Here is a 12,574-nt window from a genome sequence, read left to right on the forward strand (position 1 = left end):
CTGGTTCGGCGTCGTCCCCGACGATCGTCTGTGGCAGCACAAGTGCGTCGTCGGGACCGGGTCGTCGGGCTGGAACACGCTGCTCGCGTATGCGGTCCGCGCGATCCGGGCCGATCCGGTGCGGATCGCGCAGGGCCGGCCGGGCGCCCATCTGCAGGAGTTGCTCCTCGGTCACCTCGTCACCGAATGGGCCGCCGCGGCGGGCGTCGCGCTCGACCCCGGCGAACCGCCGGCCGCCCCGGCGTACGTCCGGCACGCGGAGCGCTACATCCGCGAGCACGCCGCGGACCTGCCCACGGTCTCCGAGGTCGCTGCCGCCGTGGGTGTCAGCGTGCGCGCCCTGTCGGGGGCGTTCCGCCGCCACCTGGACACCACGCCGAACCGGTACCTCACCGACGTGCGATTGCGGCACATCCGCGACGAGCTCTCCATCCCGTCGGCCGAGTGCACCGTCTCGGCGGTGGCGGCCCGGTGGGGCTACGTCAACATGGGGGTCTTCGCCGCCGCCTACCGTCGCCGATTCGGCGAGAATCCGTCGCGCACGCTCGCCCGGGCCCGCGGGCGCCGAGTGCCGTAATCCGACAACGCGTGCCGATCCGAGGTGGCCCGCGTCACAGCTCCGTCCGTAGCGTCCCCCTCCGACGCCGGCCGGCGGCGGACCGCACACAGGAGGAACCGTGACAGACGACTTCGCGACCACGATGGACGCAACCCTGCGAGAACTCACCCACCGCCCGACGGGCGTGCCGGGCGTGGTGGCCATGCTCACCGACCGGGGCGGCGTCGTGTACGAGGGGGTGGCCGGGGAACGCGCAGCGGGCTCGGGCTCGGCGATGACGGCGGACACCGTGTTCGCCGCCTTCTCCACGACCAAGGCGATCACCGGCACCGCCGCACTCCAGTGCGTCGAGGAGGGCCTGCTCGACCTCGACGCCCCCGCCGCCCGCTACGTCCCGGAGATCGGGGAACTCCAGGTTCTCGAGGGCTTCGGAACGGACGGCGCGCCCCTGCTGCGCGCGCCGAAGCGCGACATCACCACCCGCATGCTGCTGCTCCACACGGCCGGTCTCGGATACGACTTCTTCGACGAGAACTACCGGCGTCTCGCCGAGGAGCACGGTCAGCCCAGCGTGATCACGGGATCGAAGGCCGCGCTGACGACACCGCTGCTGTTCGATCCCGGCGACCGGTGGATGTACGGCTCGAACATCGACTGGTGCGGTCTCGTGGTGGAGGCCGTGCGGGGCCGGCGCCTCGGCGAGGTCATGCGCGAGCGGATCTTCGAGCCGCTCGGGATGGGCGACACGGCGTTCGCACTCACCGACGACATGCGCGCGCGGCTGGCCGTCGTCCACCAGCGCAGCGAGGACGGAGCACTCGCGCCGATGCCGGAGATGGTGCTGCCCCAGGACCCGGAGATCCACATGGGAGGGCACGGGCTCTACACCACCGTGCCGGACTACCTGAAGTTCATCCGGATGTGGCTGCGCGACGGCGCGGCCCCCGGCGGTGACCGGGTTCTCTCGCCCGCGACCGTCGCCGACGCGGTGCGTGGCGGCCTGGACGGGCAGCAGGTGACCGCGCTGCCGGGGGTCGTCCCGGCGCTGTCGAACGACGCGGAGTTCTTCCCCGGGCTGGCCAAGAACTGGGCGTACACGTTCCTGGTGAACGAGGAGCCGGCGCCGACGGGCCGCCCGGCCGGTGCCCTCGGCTGGGCGGGTCTGGCGAATCTCTACTACTGGATCGACCGGGAGAACGGGCTCGGCGGCTTCTGGGCCACGCAGATCCTGCCGTTCGCGGACGCCGTGTCGTTCCAGGGCTATCTCGACTTCGAGACCGCCGCCTATCGAGGTGCGGCGATCCGGTGAGATGCGACGAGCCCCGCGTGCGGTGCACGCGGGGCTCGTTCGGCTGCTACGGGCGCGAGCCCGGGCACGTGTCCGAGTGTCGGATCAGAGGTACTGACCGCACACCGGCCACGCGCCGCGGCCCTGGCCGTCCAGGACGTTCTCGGCGATGGCGATCTGCTGCTCCCGGGTCGCCTGGTCGGCGGTGGGGGCGTACTGCTGGCCGCCGTAGGCGTTCCAGGTGCTCGGCGAGAACTGCAGGCCGCCGTGGTAGCCGTTGCCGGTGTTGATCGCCCAGTTCCCGCTGCTCTCGCACTGTGCGACGGCGTCCCAGTTGCCGGACGCGGCGTTGGCGGTGCCGGCGCCGAAGGCGAACGGGGTGACGGCCAGGGCCGCGGTGGCGGCGACGGTGCCGAGGGCGCGCTTGAAGGTGAAGTTAGCCATGATGCGGTTGAATTCCTCTCGCGTCTGCTGGCGAGGCACTGCGGCGGCCGACGATGTCGATCCCGCTGCCCGGATTCGGATCTGTGCCTCGTCCCTGCCCCTCGATCAGGTATCGAGTTCCGGTCCCGCGGGGCAGAGTCAGCGGCGACGGGCCGGTCTTGCTTGCCCGGTGGTATCGGGCTGATTACGACGCTAGAGAGTCATCACGGATCGGTCACGCGCTGTTTTCCGGCACGTGCGTCCCACATTCCAAGATCGGGCGGCGCCGTTTTCCCAGGTGGCATGGGAGGTATCGCCGTTTCGACACCGCGTAGTTACACGGCCGTTATGTGACCAGGCTCACAGTAATATTGTGGGACGGGTCACCGATATCGCGCCGTTACGGCTGCGCGTCCTCCACCACGAAGGGCCGGCCGTCCTCGATCAGGTGCCGGAAGGGTTCGAGGTTGCGCAGCGACTCGCCCCGGGAGACCCGCCACTCCCACTCCCGCTTGATGGAGGCGAGGAAACCCAGCCCGAGGATGACGTTGAAGTCGTGATCGGCGGCCTCGAGCACCTGGCCGAGCACCGCGTCCAGTTCGTCCGGAGTGACCGATGCCTCCGACATCCGGCCGACGAGGTAGATGTCCCCGATCTTGTCGAGGGTGTACGCGACCCCGTACAGCCGCCGATTGCGCCGGAGCAGGAACCGGTACACGCCCTCGAAGTTCTCGTCGGGCTTGCGGCACACGAACGCCTCGACCCGCAGGCCGTGGTTGCCGAGGGAGAGCAGGGTCGTCGTCTTGAGCTTGTTCTCCCCCGGCAGGTCGACGACGAAGTGCCCACCCTCCTTGCGGGAGAACTCGAGGCCGCGATCGCGCAGCGTCGCCTCGATCGTCTCGCTCAGTCGCTCGCTCACGCCCGCACCCCCGTCGTCCGCCGGATCTTCCACACTCCGCGCTGCCGGCGCAGCGGAAACTCGCCGCTCGCGAGGGAGCGGTTCCGCAGCGCACCGGCCTTACGGTAACTGGCGAGCAGCCCGTCCGCCGTGTGCTCCCAGGAGAAGTTCTCCGCGTGCAGGGGCGCCGCCGCCGCCAGCACGGCCCGCCGACCCGGATCCGTGACCAGCGAGCGCAGCGCGGCGGCCCAGTCGCTCGTGCGATGCCCGTCGACGAGCAGTCCGGTCTCGCCGTCGCGCACCGCGACGCCGAGGCCGCCGACGTTCGCCGCCAGCACCGGGGTCCCGCACGCCTGCGCCTCGATCGCCACCAGGCCGAACGACTCGGAGTAGCTCGGCACCGCCACCACGTCCGACGCGCGGTAGACCTGCACGAGCCGTTCGGGAGGTTGCGGGGGCAGGAACGTCACCCGGGCGGCGATCCCGAGCTCGGCGGCCAGGTCGATCAGCGAGTGCGGGCGCTCGAGCCCGGTGCCCGAGGGCCCGCCCACCACCAGCACCCGCAGGGGCACCTCGGGGTCGGCGGCCATCGCCGCCGCGGCGGCGCGCAGCAGCACGTCGGGTGCCTTGAGCGGCTGGATCCGGCCGACGAATGTCACGATCGTCTCGTTCGGGTCCAGCCCCAGCTCGGCGCGGGCGAGCGCCCGGTCCCCCGGCCGGTAGCGGGACAGGTCCGCGCCCGGCGCCACCACGTCGATCCGTGACGGGTCGGCACCGTAGCTGCGCTCGAGCTGCGCCGCTTCGTCGATCGTGTTGGCGACGAGCCGGTCGGACTCGGCGACCACCTGCTGCTCGCCGATCTGCCGGGCCGCCGGCTCGGGCACGTCACCGTCGGCGAGCGAGGCGTTCTTCACGGCGGCGAGAGTGTGGGCGGTGTGCACGAGCGGGACGCCCCACCGGTCGCGGGCGAGCCAGCCCACCTGGCCGGACAGCCAGTAGTGCGAGTGCACCAGGTCGTAGTAGCCCTGCGGGTGCCGGGCCTCCTCCCGCAGCACCCCGGCGGCGAAGGCGCACAACTGCGTGGGCAGGTCGTGCTTGTCGAGTCCCTCGTAGGGACCGGCGGCGACGTTGCGTACCAGCACGCCCGGTGCCGCCTCCTGCACCACGGGGTCCGCCGACGAGGTCGCCCGGGTGAAGATCTCCACCTCCACCCCGCGCCGCGCGAGCTGCACGGCGGTCTGCAGAACGTAGACGTTCATTCCGCCGGCGTCCCCGGTGCCGGGTTGGGCGAGAGGCGAGGTGTGGACCGACAGGACGGCCACGCGGCGGGGACGGCTGTTCGACTTCGACGTCACTTCTCCATACTGCCCTGCCGGGCATCCCCGTCCGGTTCCGCCCTCCCCTGCGCTCCGTCCCGCTGCGCCCCGACCGGGCTCGTCTGCGCGACGTCGCACCCGGCCGGTCAGGACCGCTCGCCCGTCTCGGAACCCGTGACTGCGCGGCGCACCGCGGCGTGGAACGGGCTCCACAGGAACCAGACGCCGAACCCGCGCACCAGCGCGGCCGGCCCGTGCAGTCGCACGCTGCCGTCGTCGAGCGCCTCGATCAGCGTCCGCGTGCCGGCGAACACGCGCATCAGGGCCACCGGTTCCGCGGTCACGTACACGTCGACGTCGAAGCCCGGATGCTTCCGGCACACCGACGGCTCGCCGCGGTCCAGGACGATCCACAACCGGATCGGGGCGGGACCGGTGTAGTCGAACTCGATCACCACCCGTTGCGGCGGCACCCGGTCCCGGGCCACCCGCCGGTGCATCCACCAGGTCAGTGTCACGGGGTCGACCTCGGCGGGCAGGGGCTCGGAGAACAACCACTTCACCGCCCACTCCCCGATCGCGACGAGGATCGGGGCGAGTTCGCGGCCGGCCGGGGTGAGGTGGTACTCGCAGCCCCGCGCCTGCGGGACCCGCTCCAGCACGCCCTTGCGCTCGAGGTGCCGCAGCCGGGTGGCGAGGAGGGTGCGCGAGATGCCGGGCAGACCGCGTTCGATCTCGTTGAAGCGGGTACTTCCGTAGACCATTTCGCGCAGGATCAGCGGGGTCCACCGGTCGGCGAGCACCTCGCTGCCGATCGAGACCGGACAGTACTGCCCGTACTCGCGCACACCTCCAGAGTAGGTCCAGAACGTGCACTGGGCGGTATCGATCCGTGCTCCTACCGTCGAGACATGACCACCGTAGACATCACCCAGTACCCCCGATCCCGGCCCCGCGAGGAACTCGTCGCCGGCGCCGACGAACTCGGTCGGCGGATCGCCCCCTACGCCCGCGCCCACGACCGCGACGGCACGTTCGTCGCCGAGGCCTACGAGATCCTGCGCTCGGAGGGCCGTCTCGCCCTCGCCGTCCCCCGCGAACTCGGCGGCGGCGGCGCGACCGTGCGCGATGTCGCCACCGTGCAGCGCACCCTGGCACACCACTGCGCGGCGACCGCGCTCGCCTCGGCCATGCACCACCACGTCGTGCTCGCCGCCGCGTGGCGGTACCGGCACGGCGCGCCCGGCGCGGACCGGATGCTGCGCCGCGTCGCCGAGGAGGCGCTCGTGCTCGTCTCCACCGGCGGCGCCGACCAGACCCACCCCCGCGGGTCCGCCCGGAAGGTGCCCGGCGGCTACCGCGTCGACGGCCGCAAGGTGTTTTGCAGCCAAGCCCCCGTCGGCGACGTGCTCGCCACCATGTTCCCGTTCGACGACCCCGACGAGGGCCGCATCGTGCTCAACATGATGATCCCGATGAACACCGACGGGGTACGAGTCCACGACAACTGGGACTCACTGGGCATGCGCGGCACCGGCAGCCACGACGTCGAGCTGACCGACGTGTTCGTCCCGGACGCGGCCGTGGTCGCCCGCCGCCCCTACGGGGTGATCGACCCGCCGTTCCAGCTGGTGCTCAGCGTCGCCATGCCCGTGGTCGCGGCCGTCTATCTCGGCGTCGCCGAGACCGCGCACGCGCACGCGACCGCACTCGTCGCCGGAACCGCGCGGGCGAACGACCCGACCGTGCGCCGCCAGCTCGGGGTGGCGGCCACCCGCCTGCAGGTCGCGTCGTGGGCCCTCGACGGTGCCCTCGACACCGTCGGCGACGACCCGGCGCCGTCGATGAGCACGGTCGCCGCGGTGATGACCGCCAAGGCCGAGATCGCGCGGACCGCGATCGAGGTGTGCGACCTGGCGCTCGACGTCGCCGGGGGCCGCGGCTTCTACCGGTCGAGCCCGCTCGAACAGTGCTATCGCGACGTGCGCGGGGTCAAGTTCCACCCGCTCACACCGGAGGAGACGCTCCTGCTCGCCGGGACGCAGGCGATCGGGTCGGTGGACGCTACAGCGATCCCGCGAAGCGCGTGACCTCCGCGGCGAACCGCTGCGGGTCCTCGACGAACGGACCGTGGTCGGTGCCCTCCCAGTACGACGTCGTCGCGTTCGGCAGCAGTGCCGCCGCATGCTCGGCGGCCGAGACGTCGACGACCGAGTCGGCGGTGCCGTGCAGGACGAGCACCGGGATGTCGAGACTGCGCAGCAGCTCGTCGTTGCTCACCGTCCGGGCGAACATCGCCGCCCGCACGCGGGGCGGGGTGCACAGGCTGGTGCCGAACAGCGCCTGCGCCGCGACGCCCGTGTCCGCCCCGGTCCCGGTGAGGGCGGTGCCGAAGGCACCGAGTGCGCGGATCGCCGTCGCCGCATCCTCGGACATCGCGTCGGGGACGGCGGCGCGCATGGCCGACCCGACCTTGCCGCCCTTCTCACCGCGCCCGATGCTGGTGATCGCGCCGACCAGCACGATCCCGGCGACGCGGTCGGTGCCGTGCGTCGCGAGGTAGTCGCAGATCACCAGGCCGCCGTAGGACCAGCCGAGCAGCACCGCGTCGTGGGCGTCCTCGGCGCCGAGCACGGCCTGCACGTCCCCGGCCCACAGTTTCGACTCGTCGTATCCGGTCTCCGGGGCGCCCGAGTACCCGTGTCCGCGGAGGTCGACGGCGATCACCCGGTGGGTGCGGGCCAGCTCGTCGAGCACGGACTCGCCCCAGCACCGCGACGACTGGGCCCATCCGTGCAGCAGGACCAGCCGGCGGTGGGCGGGATCGCCGGTGACGCGGTAGACGATGGGGGTGCCGTCGGAACTCTCGACCTCACGGATTGTCATGCGGGTCACCCTAGCCGGGCGAGCCGGGCCACTCCCACGGCACACGCGCACCCGACGAGCGCGGCCACGACGGCGACCGCGATGCCCGCACTCGGCCCGGACCGGTCGATGACCTGACCGACCACGGCGGAGCCGACCGCGACCCCGACCCCGAGTCCCGTGACCGTCCAGGTGATGCCCTCCGTGAGCCGGCCCGGCGGCACGATCCGCTCGGTCAGGGAGGTCGCGACGATCATGGTGGGGGCGACGGCCACCCCGGCCGCGAGGTAGAGCACGGCGAGGGCCGGCACGGTGCCGGCGAGCAGCAGCGGCCACAGCAGCACCGCGACGGCCGTCGTCGCCCCGAGTAGCTGCCGCGTCAGCGGCGCCCGCAGCCGCACCGCACCGAAGACGAGGCCGCCGAGCGCGGATCCCGTCGCGAACATCGCCAGCACCACGGTCGCGGCGCCGGGCACGCCCTGCTCGGCGGTGAACGCGACCCCGACCACGTCGACGACACCGAAGATCGTGCCCATCGCCGTCATCGCGACCACCAGCACGAGCAGCACCGGGATCCGCAGCACGCTCACCCCGGGCGCACCCCGGGCGACCGGGCGCGCGGGAGGTTCGGTGCCGCGCTGCACGGCGAGGGCGACGGTGCCGATCACCAGCAGCACCGCCCCGAGCAACGCGCCCGCCTCGGGGAACGCGGCGACGCTCAGCCCCACCGACAGCACCGGCCCGACGATGAAGCACAGTTCGTCGATCACCGCCTCGAGCGCGAACGCGGTCCGCAACCGATCGGTGCCGCGGAGCAGCTCGGTCCACCGGGCCCGGACCATGGCACCGATCGTGGGCATCAGTCCCGCCGGGATCGCGCACGCGAACAGCAGCGCCTCGGGGGCCTCCCACCGCACCCCCGCCAGCATCGCGGCGGTCGCGGCCGCGCTGATCCCGGCGGCGACCGGCAGGACGCGGAACTGTCCGTGCCGGTCGGCGGCCCGCGAGACCAGCGGGGTGAGCGCGGCGTAGGACAGCGCGAACACCGCGGCCAGGGCGCCGCCGAGGCCGTAGTCGCCGCGCAGCTGCGAGAACATCGTCACGATGCCGATGCCGACCATCGCGATCGGCAGCCGCGCGACGAACCCCGCCAGGCAGAACGCGGCGGCGCCCGGCGCGGTGAACAGTGCACGGTAGGAGCGCATTCGTGCCAGCATGCAGTACGTGAGCGTGCTGGTGTGTTTCCATGCCCATCCCGACGACGAGGTGTTCACCACCGGCGGGGTGATGCGCCTGGCCGCGGACGCGGGGCATCGGGTGGTGCTGGTCGTGGCCACGGACGGTGCCGCGGGCGAGGTTCCCGACGGCCTGCTCGGTCCCGGCGAGTCCCTGGCCCAGCGCCGCCGCGCCGAACTCGAGGCGTCGGCCGAGACGCTCGGGGTCGCCCGCCTGGTGCCGCTCGGCTACGCCGATTCGGGCATGGCGGGGACGCCGCGGAACTCGGACCCGGCGGCGTTCTGCAACGTCGATGTGGAGGCGGCCGCGGCCCGGTTCGCGGCCGTGCTCGAGGAGGAGAGCGCCGACGTCGTCACCATCTACGACCCCAACGGCGGGTACGGGCACCCCGACCACGTGCAGGTGCACCGCGTCGGTGCCCGGGCCCAGGAGCTGACGGCACATCCGTCGGTGTACGAGGCGGCCATGAACCGGGACCACATCCGTCGCCTGCTCGCCGCCGCCCCGGAGGTGAGCCCGGACGCGGCACCACCGGACCTGGACACGTTCGGCCTGCCGGAGGCCGAGATCACCACCACGATCGACGTGTCCGCGACGATCCCCGCGAAACGGGCGGCGATGCTCGCGCACGCCTCGCAGGTCGGTGACTTCGGGCCGATGCTGGCGATGACGCCGGAACAGCTCGCGAGCGCGTTCGGGCTCGAGTGGTTCCGCCGGCGCGGCGCGGAACCGGCGCTGCGCGAGCACGCCCTGCCCCTGTGACCGATCCGACCGAAGGAGCACGAATGGGCCACCACATCGAGCTGAGCCGTTCCGTCGACGCCCCACCCGACCGGGTGTGGCGGGTGCTCACCTCCGTCGACTCGGCCCCGCAGGTCCTGAGCGGGGTGGACAGTGTCGAACGGCTCGCGGGCGTCGGCTACGAGGTCGGCACCCGCTGGCGCGAGACACGCACGATGTTCGGCAGGGCGGCAACCGAGGAGATGACGGTGACGGCCGTGGAGCCGGGGCGGCACACGGTCGTCGAGGCCGAATCCGGCGGGGTGCGCTACCGCACCGAATTCGACGTGGCCCCGGATCGGGCCGGCACGATGCTGACCGTGCGGTTCTCCGCGGACGACGGACGTCCCGGCCGGATCCGGCGGGTACTGACGGCGCTCCTCGCTCCGCTGGGCCTGCGGGCGACGCGCACGGCGCTGCAGCGGGACCTCGACGACATCGCGGCCGCGGCCCGGGCCGGGATCTGAGCGCCGTGTCGCTGTACTCGCGCTACCGCGCCACCGGCGCCGACCTGCCCTTCGGCGACCCCCTGACGGCCCACGACGTCGCGATGGAGGGGTACTTCTGGCGATTCACCCAACCCGGAACCGAACGGGTGGTGATCGCGCTGTGCGGCGTCAACCGCGCCGGCGACGGGTCGTGGGCGACGCTCGGCCTGGCGGCGCACCCGGGCGGGTTCCTGCGGACGACGGCGCATCCGGACGGATTCGCCGACCCCCTGCGGCTCGGCGCCTCGGCGGGCACGGCGTTCCGCGGGGAACCCGACCGGCTGCGCGTGGACCTCGGCGACGACGCACGCCTCGACGTGCGAGTAACGGCGCCCCGGCCGTGGCCGCGTCGCCGATTCGGCGGCTCCAGCGTCTTCCACGCGGTTCCCGCCCTCAACCAGTACTGGCACCCGTGGCTGCTCGACGGGCGGGCCGAGGGCGAGGCCGTGCTCGGCGGCGAGACGTGGAACCTCGACGGCGCGCAGGTGTACGCGGAGAAGAACTGGGGCAGGGGCGGTTTCCCGGAGTCGTGGTGGTGGGGCCAGGCACACGGCTTCGCGGACTCCGCCGCGTGCGTCGCCTTCGCCGGTGGGCAGGTCCACGCCGGTCCCCTGCGGACCGAGGTGACGGCCGTGGTGGTCGCCCTGCCGGACGGGCCCGTGATCCGGCTCGGCAACCCGGTGGTCTCGCCGGTGCGGGCCCACGTCACCGACGAGCGGTGGTCGCTGTTCGGGCGCGGGCCGCGGTGGACCGTCGAGATCGAGGGGACCGCCCCGCTGGGCGACGCGCACGTGCTGCCGGTCCCGCTGCCGCTCGAACGCCGCAACGTGCCCGGCTCCCTCGAGCACCTGGCGGGCTCGTTGAGCGTGACGGTCCGAGACCGCGGCACCCCGGTGTGGGCGGACGAGTCCCCCCTCGCGGCACTCGAACACGGCGGTCTGGCGCGCGCACGGGCCGAACTGGACCGTCGCGCTGCGCCGGCGGACGCCACGGACGGCCCGCCCCTGCGCAGCCGATGACCGGCGGCCCCGGATCCGCGCACTTTCCGGCCACACGCGAATGAAATCGTATGCTCGGATGGATATTTCGTGCGCGTATCAGCTCAGCGCCCGGCGCATCGCTCCGAGCGGGTCGGAGTACAGCGAACTCAGGGACACCACGCTCGCGGCGTGCGCCTGTACCCGGTCGCCGAATCCGGTGACGCGGACGTCGGCGCCCGACGTCGACCCGAGCGCGCGCGCGACGTGCGGCGCCGCCGCCGGGTACGCGGTGAACGCCTGGCCGCCGAGGATCACCCGGTCCGGATTGAACAGGTCGCGCAGCATCGCGACGGACCGCCCCAGCACCTGCGCGCGCTCCGCGAGGATCTCGTGCGCCTCGCGAGAGCCGTTGCGGGCCAGCGCGTACAGCGCGGCGACGGACGTGGCACGCGCGTCGAGCAACCCGGCGGCGCGGGCCCGGGCCAGCACCGCCCGGTCGGCGACGGTGGCCTCGAGGCAGCCGCGGGCACCGCAGGCGCACGGCACGGACGATCCGGTGGGCAGGTGCGAGACCGAACCCGGGCCACCGCGCGGCGTGTGCACCCGGCCGTCGAATGCGATTGCGATACCCACGGTTTCACGGGCATAGAAGTACAGGGTGGCGCCCTCGACGTCGGCGGTGTCGCGGTCGGGGGTGAGCAGCAGCTCCGACGCGGCCATCGCCTCGACGTGCGCGGCGACGGAAACCGGCAGGCCCAGACCCCGGCTCACCACCGCGCCGACGGGCGCATCCGCCCAGCCGAGCCGCGGGTGGTCCACGGTTCCGGTGGCCGAGTCGACGCGCCCGCCGAGCGCGACGCCCGCCCACAGCGGCATGCGCCGATGCCAGCGCGCCGCGAAGGCCCTCGCACTGCCGGTGATCGTCCCGAGCGCCGCCTCCTGGCCGCCGCGCGGAGTGGGGATCTCCACCCCGCCGATCACGCGCCCGCGCAGATCGCTCGCGACGATACCGGTGACGGCCGCCCCGACGTGGATCCCGACGGTCAGGTAGCGCTCGTGGTCGGTCTCGAACGGCACCCGGGGCCGGCCCACGGCGCCGGACTCGATCAGCTCCGGCCGCTCCCGCAGCAGTCCCGCGGCGAGCATCGCGGAGACCTGTCGGTTGACGGTGGCGATGCTTGCGCCCGTCGCCGCTGCCGCCTGGTCGCGGCAGATCGGCCCGCGCGCCGCGGCGGTCCGGAACACGGCCGCGGCGGTGCCGTCGGCGATCTTCAGTTCGGGCGGCACGATCTGCACGCGCGCCGTCGGCTGCACGCGGGCGGCGGCGCCGCGGGACCGGGCACCGGTCTTCGGACGGACGACATTGGGGTACAAGACATTCGATGTGGTTGCTGCAGACACTGCGGCTCTTCCTCGGGGACGGGTTCGAGGACCCGGGGCGTGACGGGGAGGCGCCGATCCGCTCGACCGTGGCGATCCGCCGGGTGACGGCGGGCGACGAAGCGGGGCGCGAGGTGCGGTGTCAGCGACAACACAGGTCGCGCGCCAGCGGCAGCCGCGAGCCCAGCGCGGCGGTCACATAGGTGACCCGCGGAGCACGGAGACGGCGAGCTGACATACCCGCAACCTAGCCGCCGAGCGCCGCCGTGTCCACTCCGCCCGGCGACGCGCAGGCAACCATCCCGATCAGGGTGACGAAAACCCTTACGCCGGAACATCACCGGTGATGAGGTCGACGGTA

The 12,574-nt window shown here is 73.0% G+C and carries 13 protein-coding genes; 6 read left to right on the forward strand and 7 right to left on the reverse strand.

Annotated features, from left to right (window positions below; all coding sequences use genetic code 11):
* Together OEY_RS27870 and OEY_RS0101075 are read left to right on the forward strand one after the other, a co-directional pair.
* Positions 1-577, forward strand: a 577-nt coding sequence (locus tag OEY_RS27870) for a helix-turn-helix transcriptional regulator (RefSeq protein WP_010592100.1), incomplete at its 5' end; no start/stop codon positions are given.
* 124 nt (positions 578-701) lie between these two features.
* Positions 702-1,868, forward strand: a complete 1,167-nt coding sequence (locus OEY_RS0101075) for a serine hydrolase domain-containing protein (RefSeq protein ID WP_051009354.1) — start codon at positions 702-704, stop codon at positions 1,866-1,868.
* Positions 1,869-1,952: 84 nt separating this feature from the next.
* Here the strand turns inward: OEY_RS0101075 and OEY_RS0101080 are convergent, their stop codons facing one another.
* The 4 genes from OEY_RS0101080 to OEY_RS0101095 form a co-directional block, all read right to left on the reverse strand.
* The gene (locus tag OEY_RS0101080) at positions 1,953-2,291 is read right to left on the reverse strand and encodes a transglycosylase family protein (protein WP_010592102.1); all 339 of its coding nucleotides are present in this window, start codon (positions 2,289-2,291) and stop codon (positions 1,953-1,955) included.
* A 379-nt stretch (positions 2,292-2,670) separates the two neighbouring features.
* Positions 2,671-3,189, reverse strand: coding sequence for a YbjN domain-containing protein (locus OEY_RS0101085; RefSeq protein WP_026138013.1), 519 nt, complete (start codon positions 3,187-3,189; stop codon positions 2,671-2,673).
* Entirely contained in the window at positions 3,186-4,523 is a 1,338-nt protein-coding gene (gene mshA / locus OEY_RS0101090) for a D-inositol-3-phosphate glycosyltransferase (RefSeq protein ID WP_010592103.1), read from the reverse strand. Before mshA ends, OEY_RS0101085 begins: the two co-directional genes overlap by 4 nt.
* A 107-nt stretch (positions 4,524-4,630) precedes the next feature.
* Complete coding sequence (locus tag OEY_RS0101095) at positions 4,631-5,332, reverse strand: winged helix-turn-helix transcriptional regulator (RefSeq protein ID WP_010592104.1); 702 nt, start codon at positions 5,330-5,332, stop codon at positions 4,631-4,633.
* A 63-nt stretch (positions 5,333-5,395) separates the two neighbouring features.
* Here OEY_RS0101095 and OEY_RS0101100 point away from each other — a divergent pair, with 63 nt between their 5' ends.
* Positions 5,396-6,574 (forward strand): acyl-CoA dehydrogenase family protein, encoded by a 1,179-nt coding sequence (locus OEY_RS0101100; protein WP_010592105.1) that lies wholly within the window; start codon positions 5,396-5,398, stop codon positions 6,572-6,574.
* Here the strand turns inward: OEY_RS0101100 and OEY_RS0101105 are convergent.
* Positions 6,549-7,370 carry an alpha/beta fold hydrolase gene (locus tag OEY_RS0101105; RefSeq protein WP_029539844.1) on the reverse strand — a complete coding sequence of 274 codons (822 nt, stop codon included), beginning with the start codon at positions 7,368-7,370 and terminating at the stop codon, positions 6,549-6,551. The two genes, OEY_RS0101100 and OEY_RS0101105, sit on opposite strands and share 26 nt — an antisense overlap.
* Before the next feature lie 5 nt (positions 7,371-7,375).
* Entirely contained in the window at positions 7,376-8,566 is a 1,191-nt protein-coding gene (locus OEY_RS0101110) for an MFS transporter (RefSeq protein ID WP_010592107.1), read from the reverse strand.
* On the opposite strand from OEY_RS0101110, the gene OEY_RS0101115 reads away from it, so the two are divergent.
* Genes OEY_RS0101115 through OEY_RS0101125 form a run of 3 tightly spaced genes read left to right on the forward strand, consistent with a single transcriptional unit; the run spans position 8,565 to position 10,872 of the window.
* Positions 8,565-9,347, forward strand: coding sequence for a PIG-L family deacetylase (locus OEY_RS0101115; protein ID WP_010592108.1), 783 nt, complete (start codon positions 8,565-8,567; stop codon positions 9,345-9,347). The genes OEY_RS0101110 and OEY_RS0101115 overlap by 2 nt on opposite strands.
* A 23-nt stretch (positions 9,348-9,370) precedes the next feature.
* The gene (locus tag OEY_RS0101120) at positions 9,371-9,832 is read left to right on the forward strand and encodes an SRPBCC family protein (protein WP_010592109.1); all 462 of its coding nucleotides are present in this window, start codon (positions 9,371-9,373) and stop codon (positions 9,830-9,832) included.
* A gap of 5 nt (positions 9,833-9,837) precedes the next feature.
* On the forward strand, positions 9,838-10,872 hold the full coding sequence (locus tag OEY_RS0101125) for a tocopherol cyclase family protein (protein ID WP_010592110.1): 1,035 nt from the start codon (positions 9,838-9,840) through the stop codon (positions 10,870-10,872).
* Positions 10,873-10,950: 78 nt separating this feature from the next.
* On the opposite strand, the gene OEY_RS0101130 is transcribed toward OEY_RS0101125, so the two are convergent.
* Positions 10,951-12,207 (reverse strand): ROK family protein, encoded by a 1,257-nt coding sequence (locus tag OEY_RS0101130; RefSeq protein WP_010592111.1) that lies wholly within the window; start codon positions 12,205-12,207, stop codon positions 10,951-10,953.
* Positions 12,208-12,574 lie beyond the last annotated feature (367 nt).

The sequence above is a fragment of the Rhodococcus sp. P14 genome, assembly GCF_000256505.1.
Taxonomy (GTDB): Bacteria; Actinomycetota; Actinomycetes; order Mycobacteriales; family Mycobacteriaceae; genus Rhodococcus; species Rhodococcus ruber.